This is a genomic window from Mesorhizobium sp. M5C.F.Ca.IN.020.29.1.1 (genome assembly GCF_003997375.1).
Taxonomy (GTDB): Bacteria; Pseudomonadota; Alphaproteobacteria; order Rhizobiales; family Rhizobiaceae; genus Mesorhizobium; species Mesorhizobium wenxiniae.
The window spans coordinates 1-18,350 of sequence record NZ_RZSW01000057.1; the positions used below are offsets into that span (position 1 = coordinate 1).

Below are 18,350 nucleotides of genomic sequence, written 5' to 3' on the forward strand. Positions count from 1 at the left end.
CAATACGGCCTGGCAAAACTGATCGGCAAGATCGGCGTGCTACGCGGCGATGTCGGGGAGATCACCGTTGCCGAAAGGCCGCTCGCGCTGCGCGCCGCACTTGTCGGCGAGGCGCTGCGGCCGGCCGAGACCACCGAGCTGTGGGCCGAGACGCGCGCCCGCTTTACGGCCGGCGATATCACCGAGGCCTTCGCCGACGTGACGCTACTCGAAGCCGCCGGCGAGCGCGACGAAGCGGTGGCTATCGCCGTCTCGCTCAAACGCGCCGTCGAACAGCCCGGGCAGCGCGCCGCACTCGTCACCGGCGACCGCGCTTTGGCGCGGCGTGTCTCAGTCGAGCTTTTGCGGTTTGGTGTCGTCGCCAACGATTCGGGCGGCACCCCGCTCATCAACACGCCAGCCGCCGGCCTGCTCAGGCACCCGCTGCTTGGCGTCGGCCTGAAACGCACAAGCGTCCGTCACGCGGCGGAGATCGTCGAACTGGTGGCGCTGCGCGGCGGCACCGGCCGCCCCGACGTCGCCTCGCTGCCGGTGCTATTCGAGGCCCGCCTCACCGGCCTGGGCAGCACCCGGCCGCCCTTCTGGTTTTCCCGCCTGACTGTGCGAAACATCGAGCGCGCCCGCGAATTGCTCGTTCGCCTTGCCGATGCTCTGGCGCCGCTAACCGCCTTTCGCAGTCAAGCCGAAGCTGATCTTGCCGAATTGACCCGGGCCAGCGTCGTCGCGCTCGAAAGTCTTGGCCGCACCGCGGATGGCAGCCTAAGCGAGCTCTATGCCGGGGATGCCGGCGAAAAGCTCGCCGAGCTCTTGCGCGGGCTGATCGCCGCCTCGGCGTCGCTCTCCTTCGCGGCGGACGAATGGCCCGACGTGATGGAGGCGCTGATCGCGCCAGAAACCGTCAAGCCGGCTCAAGGGACCGACAGGAACATCGCCATCTGGGGTGCGCTGGAAGGCCGGTTGCAGAGCGTCGACACGCTGGTCGTCGGCGGGCTTAACGAAGGCGTATGGCCGCGCAAGCCGGAGGGCGACCGCTTCATGTCGCGACTGATGAAGACCGGCATCGATCTCGAACCGCCCGAACGGCGCATCGGCCTGGCTGCCCATGACTTCCAGATGGCGATGGGAGCGAAGAAAGTGGTGTTGGCGCGCTCCGCCCGCTCCGGCGACGCGCCGGCGGTGCCATCGCGCTGGCTGCAGCGCCTCCTGACGTTCATAGGTAAGGACCACGCGGCGGTGCTTCGTCGGCGTGGTGATGAATTTCTGTCCTGGGCCCGTGCGCTCGATGCCGGCAAAAGGAGAGATTTCGCGCCGCGACCGCAGCCGAAGCCGCCGCAGGCCGTGCGGCCGCAACATTTCTCGGTCACCGAGATCGAGACGCTGCGGCGCGACCCTTACGCGATCTATGCCAGGAGGATCCTCGGCCTGATGCCGCTCGATCCGGTCATCCGCGACCCGGGCGCCGCCGAGCGTGGCACGCTGTTTCACGCCATCCTGCATCTCTTTTCGCGGACAGTGGCCGACCCGCTTGTGCCGGAGGCGCTGGCCGGTCTTATCGCCGCCGGCCGCGCATGCTTTGCCGAGGCGGCCCTTCCTCCCGATGTCGAGGCGGTGTGGTGGCCGCGCTTCGAAAAGCTCGCCGCCGGCATCATCGAATGGGAACGCGGCCGCGCCTTCGCCGTGACAATGCGACATGCCGAAGAGCGCGCCGAGAAAACCGGCGTCGGCCAGTCGGGCGTGACGCTGTCCGGCTACGCCGATCGTGTCGATCTCCTGGCCGGCGGCATGGCCGACATCCTAGACTACAAGACCGGCTCCTCGCCATCCAAGGCGCAGGCCCATACGCTGCTTTCGCCGCAATTGGCGCTCGAAGGCGCGCTGCTCAGGCGCGGCGCCTTCAAGGGACTCGGTGCGCGCGAGCCGTCGCAGCTAGCCTTCATCAGGCTGAAACCGAACGGCGAGGTGTTCGAGGAATCCATCCTCGAATACAACCGCAAGCCGCGAACCGCCGCCGATCTCGCCGAGGAGGCCTGGGCACGGCTCGAAAAACTGCTGATCCACTATGCCGACCCGACGACAGGCTATCTGTCGCGCGCGCTGCCGTTCCGCGAGGGCGAGACCGATGGCGACTACGATCATCTCGCCCGCGTGCTCGAATGGTGTGCCGGCGGCGACGCCGACGACGAGGGAGGGGAGGCATGAAGAAGGCCTATCCAATCCCGACCGATACCGCCGCCAGCCAGGCCAGCGCCTCCGACCCGCAAAATTCCGCCTGGGTTTCGGCCAATGCCGGATCCGGCAAGACCCATGTGCTGGCCCAGCGCGTCATCCGGCTCTTGCTGCGCGGCACCGATCCGTCGAAGATCCTGTGCCTGACCTACACCCGCGCCGCAGCCGCCAATATGTCGAACCGGGTGTTTTCGACGCTGTCGGAATGGACGGCACTTGGCGACGTCGAACTGGCGGCAAGGGTTGAAGCTCTGGACGGTCGCCAGGCCGATCGCGAAACCATGCGCCGCGCGCGCCGGCTGTTCGCCGAGGCGCTCGAGACGCCGGGCGGGCTGAAGATCCAGACCATCCACGCCTTCTGCGAATCGGTGCTGCACCAGTTTCCGCTGGAGGCCAACATACCGGCCCATTTCGAAATGCTTGATCCGCAGATGGAGGCGTCGCTCTTTGCCGCCGCCCGCCGCGACATGATCTCGGGCACTGCCGCCGGCGATGCGGGGCTGGCCGAGGCTTTCGCAACCATTCTGGAACGCGGCGGCGAACATGGGCTCGACGCCTTGCTGGCCGAGATTGTGCGCAAGCGCGACGGCTTGCGCGCCTTCATCAGCGCTGCCGGCGATGATAGCTTCCGGGCGCTGTTCGACGAGTTTAGGTTTCGCGCCGGCCTGACCGCCAAAGGCTTGGCGGCATCCGTCTGGCCGCTGCCGGGCTTCCTGCCGGACTATTTCGTCACCTTTGCCCGCGCTGCCGAAGCCGCCGATGCCCGCATCGTGCTGAACAATTTGCTGCCCTACGCCCATCTTGCCTTCGGGGAGGATGATCCGGTTCGCCGGCTGCAATTGCTGGCAAAAGCCTTCCTGCGGGCGGATGGCGAGCCTTATGAGCCGGCAAAGACGTTCAAGAAGGCGTTGCTCGACCGATTGCCGGATCTTGCCGAGCGCTATCTCTCGGCGGCCGATGCCATCCTCGAAATCTCCGACCGGCTGGCCTTGTTCAGGATGGTCGAGGGCACACGTGCCGCGCTGACCATCGCCGACTGGCTGATCGCCCGCTACGAGCATTTGAAGCGCGCGCGCGGCTTCCTCGACTTCAACGACCTCATCACCCGAACGGTCAATCTCCTGGCGCGGCCCGATGCCGGTCCATGGGTTCAATACAAGCTCGACCAAGGCATCGACCATATCCTGCTCGACGAGGCGCAGGACACCAGTCCCGACCAATGGGAGGTGGTGAAGCGGCTGGCAGAGGAATTCTTTGCAGGGCTCGGCGCGCGCGACACGGTTCACCGCACGGTCTTTGCCGTCGGCGACGAAAAACAGTCGATCTATTCCTTTCAAGGAGCGGCGCCCGACTCCTTCGCCGACTCAAGGCTGCTGTTTGCCGGAAAGGTGCGCGACGCCAACGCCGCCTTCGCCGATCTCAAGCTGACCTGGTCGTTCCGCTCGACCGACGACGTGCTTGCGGCGGTGGACCGTGTCTTTGCCGACCCGGTCGTGCGGCGCGGCATCAGCCACGATCCCGACCCGCTGAACCACAAGGCGATCCGCACCGATGCGCCGGGCTATGTCGAGGTCTGGCCGTCGATCGGTGCCGACGTCGTTGACGAGCCCGACGACTGGACGCAAGCCGTCGACCACGCCCATGCGCCAGCGGTGCGTGTTGCCGAAAACGTCGCGGCGACCATTGCCGGCTGGATCGGCGCCAGCGAAATCATTGAAGGCCGCGGCAAGAAGCTTCGGCCAGGCGACGTGCTGGTGCTGGTGCGCAAGCGCGATCGCTTCGTCCATGCGCTGACGCGCGCACTGAAGCGCCGCGACATCCCTGTCGCCGGCGCCGACCGGCTCAGCCTGCCCGGCCATATTGCGGTAAAGGACCTGATCGCACTCGGCCACTTTCTCGTCCAGCCTGAGGACGATCTGTCGCTTGCAGCCGTGCTGCGCAGCCCGATTTTCGATGTTTCGGAAGAGACGCTTTTCGCGCTTGCCGGCGAGCGGCCGTCCGGCCTCTCGTTGATCGCCTCGCTCAGGCACCATGCCGGTGAAAGCGCTGCCTTGGCCGCAATCGCTGCCCAACTCGACACTTGGTCCGATGAAGCCGCATTCAAGCCGGTGTTCGAATTCTATGCCGGGGCTCTCGCCCGCGACGGCCTGCGCAAGAAGATGATCGCGCGGCTCGGGCCGGAGGCCGGCGACATTCTCGACGAGTTCCTGAGCTTCTGCCTAGCCGAGGAACGGACCGGCCTGCCGGGACTGGAATCCTTCCTGTCGACGCTGGAAAATGCCGGCCCCGAGATCAAGCGTGAAATGGACCAGACCCGCGACGAGGTTCGCGTCATGACCGTGCATGCCGCCAAGGGCCTGGAGGCGCCTGTCGTGTTCCTGGTCGATGGCGGTTCCGCCCCGTTCAGCGACCAGCATCTGCCGCGACTGATGCCGTTCGAAGGCTCGGGCGACCATTGGGACGGCAAGGGCTATCTCTGGCGCTCGGCCAGCGATATCGCCAATGGATTTTCGCGGGCCGCTTCGGTCCGCGCTCGCGAGCTGGCAGACGACGAATACCGCCGGCTGCTCTATGTCGGCATGACCCGGGCCGAGGACCGGCTGATCGTCTGCGGCTATCACGGCAAGCGGGCACCAAACGCCGGCACCTGGCATTCGATCGTCAGCCGCGCGCTGGTCGGCGCCCCCGAAAGTGCTGAGCGGCAGCACCCCGCCACCGGCGAGACCGTGCATCGGTTTCACGTGACAAAATTGCCGCCGGTCGGACATGCGGCTGCCGAAGAGGCGCGGCAGACGACACAGTTCGAGCCGTTGCCGAAGAGCCTGTTCCAGCCTTTGCCGCCCTTCGAGGATCTGCCGCGGCCGCTGTCGCCGTCCGGCGCCTCGGCGCTGATCGACGAGGCCAAGCAAGCGGTGATCGACACCGGCTCGCCGATGCTGGACACCGAGGTGGAGCCTGGCTTTGCCGTGATGCGGGGGCTGGCGCTGCACAAGTTGCTGCAGATGCTGCCGGGCATTGCGGAGGCCGAACGCCGCGATGCCGCGGAATGCTATCTCAAGCGCGCCGGCGCGCAGTGGCCAGAAACCGAGCGCGACAAGGCCTTGGCCTCGGTGGCGACGATCCTTGCCGACAGCCGTTTCGATCAGCTGTTTGCGCCCAATTCACGCGCTGAAGTCGCGGTCATGGGCAGCCTCGAGGTCAAGGGCAAGCTGCGCTCGATCTCCGGCAAGATCGACCGGCTGGCGGTCACGCCAGGCAGGGTGTCGATCGTCGACTACAAGACCAATAGGCCGGCGCCTGCAACCTTGGCGGACGTTCCATCGGCCTATGTCCTGCAACTCGCGCTCTATCGCGCGCTGCTCCAGCCGCTTTATCCCGAGCATGAGGTCTCGGCGGCGCTGCTGTTCACTGAGGCGCCGCGATTGATCGAGCTGCCGCCGGCGGTTATGGACGACGCTCTTGCCCGACTCACGGGAGCGTGACACAACAGCTGCTTGAAGAAGGGCGCGATCACCACCACATTTGGTGCGACAATAACTCACGAAAGGATTTTCGCATGGCCACCGTCAAGGTCGACAAGAGCAATTTCCAGACCGATGTGCTTGACGCCAAAGAGCCGGTCGTCGTCGATTTCTGGGCGGAGTGGTGCGGCCCCTGCAAGATGATCGCGCCGGCGCTGGAAGACATTGCCATTGAACTCGGCAGCAAGGTCAAGATCGCCAAGCTCAACATTGACGAGAATCCCGAGCTTGCGGCGCAGTTCGGCGTGCGCTCGATCCCGACGCTGATGATTTTCAAGGGCGGCGAAATGGCCGACATGAAGGTCGGCGCCGCACCGAAGACGGCGCTGTCGCACTGGATCAACGGCAATCTCGCCTGATCCGACCCTGAATCTCTGCAATCAAGCCCGGCCTCGCGCCGGGCTTTTTTGTTGGCGTTATTCACAGCGCCGCGCGTCCCTCTTGGACGCGCAACGGACGCTGTAGCACTCGATCTTGCGCATGACCCCGGAAATCGAATCCGATTTTCTGGGTCATGCGCTGGTCCGCCCTGGCACTCGCCACTTGCGGCCCCGTGTTCTTGTCTGGCTTAAAGCAGGAGAACAACATGACCGGATCCGCCAAGGCCACCGTCTTCATCGACAATGAGCGCGTTATCGTCACCGAATACCGCTTCGCGCCGGGCGACAACACCGGCTGGCATCGTCATGGCCATGATTACGTGATCGTGCCGCTGATGGACGGCAAGCTCAAGCTCCTGACCAAGGACGGCGAATCCTTCGCCGAAATGAAAAAGGGGGCGCCCTATTTCCGCAAGGAGGGCGTGGAGCATGACGTCATCAATGCCAGTGAGGGCGAGTATGCCTTCATCGAGATCGAGCTGAAGTAACGCGGGAGCAGGCCCTCGCAACATCTTGCCGACAGCGCATGGCGGGATCAGATGCAGGCAAGCGCAGAATCAAGAACGCAGGCTTTGACGCCCCGATTGATCGCGAAGGGCTATCCAGCCATGCTTGTTCGCAGCTTTGCGGCCGGCGCTGTCGAGACGGATCTCAACCTCGTTCTATGGAAATGGGGCGATGATCCTCCGTGGCTCGCGCCGATCGACGACGAAGGCAGACTGTCGTGAGAAGCGCAATGACTTGGCAATCGCTCCCGCGTTCGAGAGCGTTTGGCTTTCGATAGAACCACCGAACCGCTCTAAGTATTTGTTTTATGCAATTCCGGACGGAAAACCGCGACACAATTTTCCTGGAATTGTTCTGGCCTCTTGGTACCGGAGGTCCGGCAGGATAGATCAGGTCGGCGGTGTGCCGTTTTCGGCCAGCACCGCGCCGGCCAGATAGAGCGAGCCGCTGATCAGGATGCGCGGCGGCGGTCCGTCCCATGTGTCGCGCAGCAGCATCAGCGCATTGGCGACGGAGCTCACCGGTTCGGCCGACAGGCCGGCCTCGACGGCGCGGATCGCCAGTTCGTCATTCGGCACGCTGGCCTCGCTGAGGCTCACCGGCACCGTGTAGACATGCCGCACCAGCCCCTTGAAGGCGCTGAAATAGCCGCTCTGGTCTTTGGTGTTGATCATGCCGGAAATCAGGAACAGCGGCCGCGGGTTCTTTTCCTCCTGCTCGGCAAGTGCTTCGGCGACGACCACGCCGGCGCCCGGATTGTGGCCGCCGTCGAGCCAGATGTCGGCGCCCTTCGGCGCCAGTTCCGTCAACCTGCCTTGCGGCAATTTCTGCATCCGCCCCGGCCAGGTGACATTGGCCATCGCCTTGTCGGCGACGCGATGGCTGATCTCGAAGCCCGCCGCCTTGACCGCCGCAATCGCCGCCGCAGCATTGGCGAACTGGTGGCGCCCTGGCAGCCGCGGCGGCGACAGGTCCATCAGCCCGTCTTCGTCCTGATAGACCATCCGGCCGTTTTCCTCGAAGGCGAGGAAATCCTGGCCATAGACGAAGGCGGGACAGTCGAGCCGCTCGGCGGTTTCGATAAGCACCTGCAGCGCCGTTTCGCTTTCCTGCGCGCCGATGACCACCGGGCAACCGCCCTTGATGATGCCGGCTTTTTCGGCGGCGATCAGTTCGACACGGTCGCCGAGAAAGGATTCGTGGTCGAGCGAGACCGGCATGATCACCGACACCGCCGGCTCGCTGATGACATTGGTGGCATCGAAGCGGCCGCCAAGGCCGACCTCGATGATGACGACATCTGCCGGATATTCGGAAAACAGCAGGAAGGTGACGGCAGTGAGGATTTCGAAGACGGTGATCTTCTGGCCTTCATTGGCTTTGGCGACGCGGGCGATGGCGTCGGCGAAGACCTTATCCTCGACCAGCCTGCCGCCGCCGTCGGCGGCCAGCCGGTAGCGCTCATGCCAGTTCACCAGATGCGGCGATGTGTGGACATGGACGCGGTGGCCGGATGCTTCCAGCAGCGCCCGCGAAAACGCGGCGCAGGAGCCCTTGCCGTTGGTGCCGGCGATGTGGATGACCGGCGGCAGATGGTCCTGCGGATTGCCCAGTCGCTCCAGCAGCCGCGAAATGCGGTCGAGCGAAAGATCGAAGCCCTTCGGATGAAGCGACATCAGGCTTTCGATTTCGCGGTCGGCGGCAAGCGTGGTCATGGGAGAATCCTAGCGCATGACCCCGAAAATCGAAATCGATTTTCGGAAAGGATCATGCGCGAATCAAGATGCTACAGCGCCACAGATGGCGCGCAATCGCGGTTCGCGACGACGGATGTCGCGTCAGGCTTGCGGGCGTGCTTCCGCCGGGAGCGCCACCGGCGGCAGAATTTCCGGTTCCAGCGGCATTTCTTCTTCCGGCAGCTTGAGCAGCATTTTCAGGAGCCGCGCGATCGTCTGGCGCATCTCCAGCCGCGACACTACCATGTCGACCATGCCGTGCTCCATCAGATACTCGGCGCGCTGGAAGCCGTCGGGCAGTTTTTCCCTGATGGTCTGCTCGATGACGCGCGGCCCGGCAAAACCGATCAGCGCGCCGGGCTCGGCGATGTGCACGTCGCCCAGCATGGCGTAAGAGGCGGTGACGCCGCCGGTGGTCGGGTTGGTCAGGACGACAATATAGGGAAGACCGGCTTCCTTCAGCCGATCGACGCCGATCGTGGTTCTCGGCAATTGCATCAGCGACAGGATGCCTTCCTGCATGCGGGCGCCGCCGGAGGCCGCGAACAGGATCAGCGGCCGCTTGCGTTGCACAGCAACCTCAAAGCCACGAACGATGGCATCGCCGGCTGCCATGCCGAGCGAGCCGCCCATGAAGGCGAAGTCCTGCACGGTCACCACCACCGGCAGGCCCTCGACGGTCCCCAGCGCATTGATGATGGCGTCCTCCAGCCCGGTCTTGGCCTTGGCCTCCTTCAGCCGGTCGGTGTAGCGCTTCTCGTCGCGGAATTTCAGCGGATCCTGCACCACCTTGGGGTTTTCGAGCATCTCGTACTTGCCGTCGTCGAAGAAGAATCTCAGCCGCTCCTTGGCCGAGATCTTCATGTGATGGCCGGAGGACGGGATGACGAACTGGTTCTGTTCCAAGTCCTTGTGGAAGACCATCTCGCCGGTCTCCGGATCCTTGATCCAGAGGTTCTCAGGCATGTCGGTGCGCCGGCCGAGCATCGAATTGATCTTCGGGCGAACGTAGTTGGTGATCCAGTTCATCGCTTCGGCTCCTGTCCCGACAAGAGTTAGACCATGGTCTCGAAAAGGGGAAACCGGTTTTCGGTGGAGATCATGGTCAACCAGAAGATCAAGACTATTCGGCGGCAGCAAGGCGAGCGGTACGCACGCCTTGCGAAAGCCCGCTGACCAGCGTGGCGACCGCCTCGGCCGGATCGGCGGTCTTTTCGCCCTTCGGCCCCAGAACATTGGCGACCGCATTGACGATCGCGGTGCCGACGACGACGCCGTCGGCCGACGCCCCGATGATGCGTGCCTGCTCGGCGGTCTTTACGCCGAAGCCGACGCAGACCGGCAGGTCGGTATGCCCCTTGATGCGCGTGACCGCCGCCGCCACCTTGCCGGTGTCGGCAAGTGCCGAGCCGGTGATGCCGGTCATCGACACGTAATAGACGAAGCCGGAGGTGTTCTGCAGCACCTTGGGCAGGCGCTTGTCGTCGGTGGTCGGCGTCGCCAGCCGGATGAAATTGATGCCGGCCTTGAGCGCCGGAATGCACAATTCCTCGTCCATCTCCGGCGGCAGGTCGACGACGATCAGCCCGTCTATGCCGCTGGCCAGCGCATCCCTGAGAAAGCGGTCGACGCCGTGGATGTAGATCGGATTGTAGTAGCCCATCAATACGATCGGCGTTTCATTGTCGGCGGCACGGAATTCCGACGCCATCTTCAACGTCTTGACCAGGGTCTGGCCGCCTTTCAGCGCGCGCAGGCCGGCGGCCTGGATCGCCGGGCCGTCGGCCATCGGATCGGAAAACGGCATGCCCATTTCGATGATGTCGGCGCCTGCCTTGGGCAGTGCCTTCATGATCGACAGGGCGGTGTCGTAGTCCGGGTCGCCGCTCATGAAATAGGTGACGAGCGCCGGGCGGCCCTCGGCCTTCAGCTTGGCCATGCGGCGGTCGATGCGGGTGGTCATGATCAGATCTCCATGCCCAGCATATTGGCCACCGTATGCACGTCCTTGTCGCCGCGGCCGGACAAATTGACGATGACGATCTGGTCCTTGTCCATGGCGGGTACGATCTTCACCGCATGCGCGATGGCATGGGCGGATTCGAGCGCCGGGATGATGCCTTCGACGCGTGTCGTCAGCTGGAACGCCTCCAGCGCCTCGTCATCGAGGATCGGCACATAGTCGACGCGGCCACTGTCGCGCAGCCAGGAATGCTCTGGTCCGACGCCCGGATAGTCGAGGCCGGCCGAGATCGAATGCCCGTCCATGATCTGCCCGTCCGCGTTCTGCAGGAGGTAGGTGCGGTTGCCGTGCAGCACGCCGGGCGCGCCGGCGCTCATCGAGGCGCAATGCTCGATGCCATCGAGGCCGCGGCCGCCCGCCTCGATGCCGATGATGCGAACCTCTTTGTCGTCGAGGAAGGGATGGAACAAGCCGATGGCGTTCGAGCCGCCGCCGACGGCGGCGATGATCGTGTCCGGCAGCCGGCCTTCCTGCTCCAGGATCTGGGCGCGCGCCTCGGTGCCGATCACCGACTGGAAGTCGCGCACCAGCTCCGGATAGGGGTGCGGGCCGGCGGCGGTGCCGATCAGGTAATAGGTGTCCTCGACATTGGTCACCCAATCCCGGAGAGCTTCGTTCATGGCGTCCTTGAGCGTGCCGTGGCCGGCGGTCACCGGCCGCACCTCGGCACCGAGCAGCTTCATGCGGAAGACGTTCGGGCTTTGCCGGGCGACGTCGGTAGCGCCCATGTAGACGACACACGGAAAGCCGAAACGCGCCGCAACGGTGGCCGACGCCACGCCATGCTGGCCGGCGCCGGTCTCGGCGATGATACGCTTCTTGCCCATGCGCTTGGCCAGCAGTATCTGGCCGAGGCAGTTGTTGATCTTGTGCGAGCCGGTGTGGTTCAAATCCTCGCGCTTGAAGTAGACCTTCGCGCCGCCGCCCAGGCCCTTCGCCGAGGAAACCTCGCGAAGATGCCTGGTCAGGCCTTCGGCGAAATAAAGCTTCGAGGGCCGCCCGGCATAGTGGGTCGAAAGGTCCGTCAGCTCGGCCTTGAAATCCGGGTCGTCCTTAACCTCGTTCCAGTGCCGCTCCAGGTCGAGGATCAGCGGCATCAACGTTTCGGCAACGAAACGACCGCCGAAGATCCCGAACATGCCTTGCTCGTCGGGTCCGGTGCGGAAGGAATTGGGTGTCGCCGGCCTGTTCATCGCCGATCTCCTAGCTTGTGGTTTGAAGCACGGTCAGGCGGCGCGGTTGTCGCGCGCTGCCCTGACGGCCCGGAAAAACTGTTCGATCAGCGCCGGATCCTTGACGCCCGGTGCGCTTTCCACGCCCGAGGAAATGTCTAGTCCGGGCGGGTTGGCAAGCCGAAGGGCATCACCGATATTGGCGGCGTTGAGTCCACCGGAAAGCATGTAATCGACGCCTGCGTCAAGGTCGGCCAGAACGCGCCAGTCGAAGGCAATGCCGTTGCCGCCCGGCAGTTCCGAACACTTCGGCGGTTTGGCGTCGAACAGGAAACGGTCGGCAATGCCGACGAGGGGTCTTATCCGCTCCAGGTCGGCAGTCTCGCTGACCGGCAGCGCCTTCATCACCGGCAGGCCATAGCGGGCCTTGATCTCGGCCACCCGCTCCGGCGTTTCCGAGCCATGCAGCTGCAGCATGTCCGGGCGCATTTTTTCGACGATTTCATCCAGAAACGCATCGCCGGCGTCGACCGTCACGGCAACCGCCTTGGCCATGCCGACTGCCGCTTCGCGCAAGCGGCCGGCTTCCGCCGGCTCGACATAGCGCGGGCTTTTGGCAAAGAAAATAAAGCCGACATGGCTGGCGCCGCCGGCCAATGCCGCGGCCAACGCCTTGTCGGTCTTCAATCCGCATATCTTGATGTCGAGCGCCATGACGCGGGGATTGGCACGAAACGGCAAAAGAGTCGAGAAAAAGCATCCTGTTTGCCGCCAGCGCGGAACGCGCTACCTATCTAGATAAGAATGCGGAACGCGCTACCTTACTTCAGACAGCACAGGCGGGAGCAAACAAGCATGGCAGACCAAACCGTCGCCCAACTCAGGCAAAAGCTCGCGCAAGCCCGCGAGGTCATCGCGCATCTGATGGACAAGGCCGCCTTCAACGGCGCCGAGGCACACCGCGCGCTCGACTATTTCAGCAACGATGCCTTCGAGAAGAATTTCTTGCCATGGCCGCGCCATACCGACGAGGGCTTGCGTCCTGAAGAGCTCAACGCTGCCAACGACGACTGATCGGGCGATCTACTCGAACATGATCGCTTGCAGCGCGCCGCCATTGCGCTTGAGCCAATCCTTGCAGCGCTCGGTGTCGGGACAGAGCTGCTCGCACAATTTCCAGAATTTTGGGCCGTGGTTCATCTCCTTGAGATGTGCCACCTCATGCGCGACGAGGTAGTTTATGACCGGTCGCGGCGCCATCATGATGCGCCAGGAGAACGACAGGTTGCCGTCCGACGTGCACGATCCCCAGCGGCTCGACGTGTCCTTGAAGCGGATTGCCTTGGCGCGCTTACCGACCGCCCCGGTATGCTTGACCACCAGCGCCTCGATTTCGCGCTTGGCTTCGCGCTTGAGAAAATCGGCGATGCGGCGCGGCAGGTGCACACGATCGCCATGCACGATCATCAGCGGACCGCGTTCGTCGCGCGACAGCGTGACGGTCCCGCGTTTCGAAGGCTCATGAACGATGCGATGCGGCACGCCGCGCACCGGTATCTTGATGCCCGGCCGCACCTGCGGCCGGTTGGGCACCTTGGCCAGCCGCTGCTCCAGCCAGTCCTGATGGCGATCGAGAAATTTTTCCACTTCGCCTCGGCGCAGGCCCGGCGGCACGGTGATGCGCAGACCACGGCCGCCGGAATCGATGCGCAGCGTCAGGCGCCGTGCCCGGTCGCTCTCGACGATCTTCAGCGGCAGCGTGCGGCCGGCAACACAATGCTCCCGCTCCACAACGGGGGCGGGCCTGGGTTTGGTCAGGTTGCGGAAGAAGCCGAATGACATGGCGGGACGATACGTGATTCGAGGAAAACGAATAGGACATAAAAGAAACGGCGCCGCTGACGCGACGCCGTTCTGATTATTTATATCAGGCCAAGTGCCTTACTCGTCCAGTAGCCCTGGCGTGGATTTGCCACCGTTGCCAGTCCCCGTCGAGCCGGTCGATCCACCAGTTGTAGGAGATGTCGGCTTGTTGCGGTTCGCCATGAAGCGATCGAACTCTTCCTGGTCCTTGGCGCGACGCAATTCCCTGGCATATTCGTCGAACTCGCTCAGCATCTCGTCGAGCTTGCGGCGCTCTTCATTGAGCCGCTCGAGTTCTTTTTCGCGCCAGTCGTCGAAAGCGACGTTGCCGGTGCGGGCGGAGCCGTGGCCCCAGCGCGCCGCTCTGTCGGAACCGCGGCGGCAGCCGGCGAAGATGCCGTCGGTCGCGCGGTTGACGTCGCGCTTGAAGCCGTCAAGCCGGTCGCCCCAGATGATGTAGGCGAGCATGGCGAGGCCGAGCGGCCAGAACACCATGAAGCCGATCACCATCAGTGCGATGGTCGCCGGCGTCCAGGCCGGACGGATCAATGCAGATGTGTTCATTTCTCCCAATCCTTCAGTTGGAGACAGCCAATCCCGGCTGCGTGGAATCGAAATGGGATGGGAAAAACGGCGATTCAAGACAGTGCCGGCCAAAACCGGACAAGCGGCTGAAATGATTATCGCTTTTTGAGGGTTTCGAGGAAAAGCACGACCAAACCGGCGATCAGCCCCCAGAATGCCGCGCCGACGCCGAAAAGCGTCAGCCCCGAGGCGGTGACGGCAAAGGTGACGGTGGCGGCCATGCGTTCGCTCTCCTCCTTCAAGGCAATGGACAGCGCGTTGGTGAGCGGCGCCATCAGCGCCAGCCCGGCCACCAGCACGATCAGGCTCTGCGGCAGCACGGCGAAGATCGCCACCAGCGAGGCGCCGAAAATGGCGAAGACGAGATAGGCAAGCGCGTAGAAGGGGCCGGTCTTCCAGCGCTCGCCCGGATCGGGATGCACATCGGGGCTGGTGCAGATCGCCGCCGAGATCGCCGCCAGATTGGTGGTCGAGGCCCCGAACGGCGCCGACAGCAGCGAAAGCAGGCCGGTGACGCCGATCAGCGGGCCAGGTTCCGGGTGATAGCCTGCGGCCCTCAGCACGGCGAGGCCGGACAGGTTCTGCGAGGCCATGGTGACGAGATAAAGCGGCAGCGCCAGGCCAATGATCGCCGTGACGGTGAACTGCGGCGCAATCAGCGTCAACGTCGAAAGTTCCGGGGTCGGCAGGCCACCGACCCGGCCGGTGAGGAAGGCGGCAGCGCCGCCGCCGACCAGCACCGCCAGCACCGAGAGCGCCGGATTGAACAGGCGGATGACAAAGAAGGCGGCGATCAGCGGCAGGATCAGCCACGGGTCGACGGGAATGGCCTTCACCGCATTGATGGCGAAGGTGACGACGATGCCGGCCAGCATCCCCGACGCGACCGAGGCCGGTATCCTGGCGATCAGCTTGGTCAGAGGCCTGAACAGGCCGGTGGCAATCAGCAAAATCCCGGTGACGATGAAGGCGCCGACGGCTTCGCCGATCGAAAAGCCGCTCGATGCCGCGATCAGCGCCACCCCCGGCGTCGACCATGCGGCGATGACCGGCATCCTGGTGCGCCATGACAGCCACAGGCTCTCGACCGCCATGGCGAGGCAGATCGCCGTCACCCAGCTCGCGGTTTCGACCTGCGTCGCGCCGACCGCCTTGGCGGCGGCGATGACGATGGCCAGCGTGCCGCCGAAGCCGACAATCGCCGCGACGAAGGCGGATACCGGAATGGAAATGCGCATGTCCCTAGCCTGCCTGCCGCACCATGGCGTCGACCGCCCGCACCAGCATGTCAAGATCCTGAGGCCGCGACAGGCGGTGGTCGCCGTCGGGGATCAGCGACAGCGTGACGTCGTCGGCCGGCAGCAGGCCGACCAGTTTCAGCGCATGGCTCGGCGGCACGTCGGCATCGGCCAGCCCTTGCAATATGTGGACGGGGCAATGGGTGTCGATCGGCCCGTTCATTGTCAGGTTGTTGCGGCCGTCCTCGATCAGCGCTCGGGTGTAGATGTAAGGCTCGGCCGAATAGTCCGACGGCCCCGCGAAAAAGCCCTTCTTGGCAAGATCGCGCTTCTGCGCTTTCGTCAGCGCCGGCTCGACCAGCTCTGCGGTGAAATCCGGCGCCGGCGCCAGCAGCACCAGGCCGGCGATGCGGTTCTGGCGTTCCTTGTGCAATTCTTGGCGCAATTCCTGGATCATGCGCAGCGCGATCCATGCGCCCATCGACGAGCCGACCAGGATTTGCCTGCCTTGCGTGAAATGGCGGAAGACAGCGAGGCTTTGCGAAAGCCATTTCGAGACGGTGCCGTCGGCAAAGGCGCCGCCCGATTCGCCATGACCGGAATAGTCGTGGCGCAGGAATGCCCGGCCTTGCCCGCTCGCCCATTCCGCCAGCTTCTCGGCTTTGGTGCCCAGCATGTCCGACTTGTAGCCGCCGAGCCAGACAATGCCTGGCGCGGCACCCCCAGCGCGCCTGACAGCGATGCTGGTTCCGTCGACATCGAGAAAAACCGGTGCGGTCACGGCGAACTCCTCACGCAAGTCTTTTGACACAGCTGGCGGTTCAACGAAAAGTGCTCGGCAAGTTTCTTCGTTTGGTGCAGGCAGAAGTCAGGCAACAGGTGATTTCCTGTGAACGCTGTGCTATTGACTCCGGCCGCGCGCTCACCACATTGGCGCGTTCGCAATCTGAATTGAAAATCCTGAACGAAACGGCTCAAGGAGACCACGACCATTCGCAGACCTTTCAAAGCAACGGCGCCCACCAAGGAGGGCCCGCGCTCCAACCGTGACATCCGGGTTCCCCGGGTCCAACTTATCGACGCCGAAGGCCACAACCATGGCGATGTCTCCATCAATGACGCATTGCTGCTCGCCGAAGAGGCTGGGCTCGATCTGGTCGAGATATCGCCCAACGCAGTGCCGCCCGTCGTAAAAATTCTCGATCTCGGCAAATTGAAATACGCCAACCAGAAGAAGGCGGCCGAGGCGCGCAAGAACCAGAAGGTCATCGAGATCAAGGAGATCAAGATGCGCCCGAACATCGACAGCCATGACTACGAGACCAAGATGAAAGCGGTCCGGCGGTTTTTCGAAGAAGGTGACAAGGTCAAACTGACATTGCGCTTTCGCGGCCGCGAGATGGCGCATATGGAACTCGGCATGCAGCTTCTGAATAAAGTTCGTGAGGAAGTGGCGCCCATCGCCAAGGTCGAAGCCGAACCGAAACTCGAAGGCCGCCAGATGATGATGGTGCTAGCGCCCCGCTAAGCGATCCCGTCGAAAGCAAAGGCCGCTTCGGCGGCCTTTTGTTTTGTTTTGTCTTCGCCATGATTTCTCCGCAAGTTGCATCGACAAGGATTCGGGTTGCCGGTCCTCGCGGCGAAAGGATTGTCTCATGGCCGCTGCGGCACGTTCTCCGATTGAACAGTCGTTTGACGAAATGGGCCGCTATCAGCGGCGCCGGCGCGTCCTGCTGGCGCTGCTGATCGGTGCTTTTTGCGCTTTGCTGATCTTCGGCGGCTCCACGCACGATGAACTAGGCCACGAACGCATAGAGGGGCAGTACGGGATCGCCCTGATACTGATCGGGATCGGCGGCCGGCTCTGGTCGATCCTCTATATCGGCGGCCGCAAGTCGGCCGAAGTGGTTGCCACCGGGCCATATTCGGTGATGCGCAACCCGCTGTATTTTTTCTCCACCGTAGCGGCCGCCGGCATCGGCGCCCAGACCGGCAGCGTGATCGTCTCGGTGGTGTCGGCGGTTTTGTGCGCGGCCGCGTTCTACATCGTCACGCTGCGCGAGGAACGGCATTTGACGACCGTGCTCGGGGCGCCGTACAAGGACTACATCGCACGGGTGCCGCGGTTTTTTCCCAATCCGCTGCTTTTTCGCGATCAGGCCGAGGTCACCTTCACACCGCGCATCTTCAATCACACGCTGCGCGACGGCTTGATGTTGCTGGCTTCCATACCGTTTTTCGAACTCATCGAGTCCGGACAGGAAAGCGGTGTAATTCCCGTCCTCTTCTGGCTGTATTAGTTGCGGATGATGGCAAAAGAGGCGACATGCATTAAATACGCCTGAATCATCCTGCAAAGGCGTCCCGCGATCGGCGGGGGCGCCTGTTTTCTTGGCCAGGCGCTGCGATCGCTGGCGAAGTTCCTCGACGATCGGATTCCCGACATGCTTAATGAAGTTCAATCGGCGCGGGCCGAACAAGCGCAGGCCAAGCGTGCGCTGGGCAGGTATCAGCACGCACGAAGGATGGTGCTTGCCGCCCTCGTGGTCCTCATGTTCGCAGCGCTGCTGTTTGGCCAGTCTGCTTTTCCTCCCGAAAGCGTGCCGCACGAAACGATCGAAATGGTCGGCGTCCTGCTGATCTTTCTGGGCATTGTCGGGCGCTTGTGGTCAACGCTCTATATCGGCGGACGCAAATCCTCCGAGGTGGTTACCGGCGGACCCTATTCGATCACCCGCAATCCGCTCTATGTCTTCTCCTCTATAGCTGCCGCCGGCGTCGGCGCGCAGATGGGCTCGATCACTGCGGCGATCGGCTTCGCGGTGATTTGCGCCGCCGCCTTTCATGTCGTCATCCTGCGCGAAGAGAAGTTCCTGAAGGAGGCCTTCGGTACTCCATTCCAGGCGTATATGGCGCGGGTGCCGCGCTTCTTTCCGAAGCTTTCGCTGTATCAGGAAGGCGACACCGGCAGCTTCAAGCCGCGCCTGCTGCGGACGACGCTGCTCGACGGACTGGTATTCCTCGTTGCCCTGCCGTTTTTCGAATCGATCGACGGCGCCCAGCAATCGGGCATACTGCCGGTGCTGTTTCGTTTCCCAT

The 18,350-nt window shown here is 63.7% G+C and carries 18 protein-coding genes; 9 read left to right on the forward strand and 9 right to left on the reverse strand.

All coding sequences use genetic code 11. The features are described 5' to 3' along the window. The 4 genes from addB to EOA85_RS07455 all read left to right on the forward strand — a co-directional run. Window positions 1–2,199, forward strand: a 2,199-nt coding sequence (addB, locus tag EOA85_RS07440; protein ID WP_127208918.1) for a double-strand break repair protein AddB, incomplete at its 5' end; no start/stop codon positions are given. Further along, window positions 2,196–5,708 carry a double-strand break repair helicase AddA gene (gene addA / locus EOA85_RS07445; protein WP_127208919.1) on the forward strand — a complete coding sequence of 1,171 codons (3,513 nt, stop codon included), beginning with the start codon at window positions 2,196–2,198 and terminating at the stop codon, window positions 5,706–5,708. The genes addB and addA, both read left to right, overlap by 4 nt. A 74-nt stretch (window positions 5,709–5,782) precedes the next feature. Next, the gene (trxA, locus tag EOA85_RS07450) at window positions 5,783–6,106 is read left to right on the forward strand and encodes a thioredoxin (protein WP_027152031.1); all 324 of its coding nucleotides are present in this window, start codon (window positions 5,783–5,785) and stop codon (window positions 6,104–6,106) included. Between the two features lie 227 nt (window positions 6,107–6,333). After that, a complete protein-coding gene (locus EOA85_RS07455) occupies window positions 6,334–6,615 on the forward strand; it encodes a cupin domain-containing protein (RefSeq protein ID WP_127208920.1) in 282 nt (93 codons plus the stop codon). A gap of 408 nt (window positions 6,616–7,023) precedes the next feature. Here the strand turns inward: EOA85_RS07455 and EOA85_RS07465 are convergent, their stop codons facing one another. The 5 genes from EOA85_RS07465 to EOA85_RS07485 form a co-directional block, all read right to left on the reverse strand. Next, window positions 7,024–8,349 carry a folylpolyglutamate synthase/dihydrofolate synthase family protein gene (locus tag EOA85_RS07465; RefSeq protein ID WP_127208921.1) on the reverse strand — a complete coding sequence of 442 codons (1,326 nt, stop codon included), beginning with the start codon at window positions 8,347–8,349 and terminating at the stop codon, window positions 7,024–7,026. 123 nt (window positions 8,350–8,472) lie between these two features. Then, window positions 8,473–9,399: an acetyl-CoA carboxylase, carboxyltransferase subunit beta gene (gene accD, locus EOA85_RS07470; protein WP_127208922.1), complete on the reverse strand. Its 927-nt coding sequence runs from the start codon at window positions 9,397–9,399 to the stop codon at window positions 8,473–8,475. Between the two features lie 94 nt (window positions 9,400–9,493). Continuing rightward, on the reverse strand, window positions 9,494–10,333 hold the full coding sequence (gene trpA, locus EOA85_RS07475; protein WP_127208923.1) for a tryptophan synthase subunit alpha: 840 nt from the start codon (window positions 10,331–10,333) through the stop codon (window positions 9,494–9,496). A 2-nt stretch (window positions 10,334–10,335) separates the two neighbouring features. Next, on the reverse strand, window positions 10,336–11,586 hold the full coding sequence (gene trpB / locus EOA85_RS07480; protein WP_065011514.1) for a tryptophan synthase subunit beta: 1,251 nt from the start codon (window positions 11,584–11,586) through the stop codon (window positions 10,336–10,338). 33 nt (window positions 11,587–11,619) lie between these two features. Further along, on the reverse strand, window positions 11,620–12,279 hold the full coding sequence (locus tag EOA85_RS07485) for a phosphoribosylanthranilate isomerase (protein WP_127208924.1): 660 nt from the start codon (window positions 12,277–12,279) through the stop codon (window positions 11,620–11,622). Window positions 12,280–12,420: 141 nt separating this feature from the next. Here EOA85_RS07485 and EOA85_RS07490 point away from each other — a divergent pair, with 141 nt between their 5' ends. Next, the gene (locus EOA85_RS07490) at window positions 12,421–12,639 is read left to right on the forward strand and encodes a hypothetical protein (protein ID WP_065011512.1); all 219 of its coding nucleotides are present in this window, start codon (window positions 12,421–12,423) and stop codon (window positions 12,637–12,639) included. A gap of 9 nt (window positions 12,640–12,648) precedes the next feature. Here the strand turns inward: EOA85_RS07490 and EOA85_RS07495 are convergent, their stop codons facing one another. The 4 genes from EOA85_RS07495 to EOA85_RS07510 form a co-directional block, all read right to left on the reverse strand. Next, window positions 12,649–13,407 (reverse strand): M48 family metallopeptidase, encoded by a 759-nt coding sequence (locus tag EOA85_RS07495; protein ID WP_029347461.1) that lies wholly within the window; start codon window positions 13,405–13,407, stop codon window positions 12,649–12,651. A gap of 99 nt (window positions 13,408–13,506) precedes the next feature. Beyond that, window positions 13,507–13,992, reverse strand: coding sequence for a DUF2852 domain-containing protein (locus tag EOA85_RS07500; protein WP_029347463.1), 486 nt, complete (start codon window positions 13,990–13,992; stop codon window positions 13,507–13,509). A gap of 116 nt (window positions 13,993–14,108) precedes the next feature. Continuing rightward, the gene (locus EOA85_RS07505; protein ID WP_127208925.1) at window positions 14,109–15,251 is read right to left on the reverse strand and encodes a benzoate/H(+) symporter BenE family transporter; all 1,143 of its coding nucleotides are present in this window, start codon (window positions 15,249–15,251) and stop codon (window positions 14,109–14,111) included. A 4-nt stretch (window positions 15,252–15,255) separates the two neighbouring features. Then, window positions 15,256–16,032, reverse strand: coding sequence for an alpha/beta hydrolase (locus tag EOA85_RS07510; protein ID WP_127208926.1), 777 nt, complete (start codon window positions 16,030–16,032; stop codon window positions 15,256–15,258). Window positions 16,033–16,055: 23 nt separating this feature from the next. Between EOA85_RS07510 and EOA85_RS07515 the strand changes: the two genes are divergently transcribed. The 4 genes from EOA85_RS07515 to EOA85_RS07530 all read left to right on the forward strand — a co-directional run. Continuing rightward, window positions 16,056–16,301: a hypothetical protein gene (locus EOA85_RS07515; RefSeq protein WP_127208927.1), complete on the forward strand. Its 246-nt coding sequence runs from the start codon at window positions 16,056–16,058 to the stop codon at window positions 16,299–16,301. Further along, on the forward strand, window positions 16,243–16,779 hold the full coding sequence (gene infC, locus EOA85_RS07520) for a translation initiation factor IF-3 (RefSeq protein ID WP_077374810.1): 537 nt from the start codon (window positions 16,243–16,245) through the stop codon (window positions 16,777–16,779). The genes EOA85_RS07515 and infC overlap by 59 nt, the downstream gene beginning before the upstream one ends. Before the next feature lie 127 nt (window positions 16,780–16,906). Then, the gene (locus tag EOA85_RS07525) at window positions 16,907–17,551 is read left to right on the forward strand and encodes an isoprenylcysteine carboxylmethyltransferase family protein (RefSeq protein ID WP_065011509.1); all 645 of its coding nucleotides are present in this window, start codon (window positions 16,907–16,909) and stop codon (window positions 17,549–17,551) included. Between the two features lie 144 nt (window positions 17,552–17,695). Beyond that, a partial coding sequence (locus EOA85_RS07530; protein ID WP_164759534.1) for an isoprenylcysteine carboxylmethyltransferase family protein occupies window positions 17,696–18,350 on the forward strand: 655 nt, incomplete at its 3' end.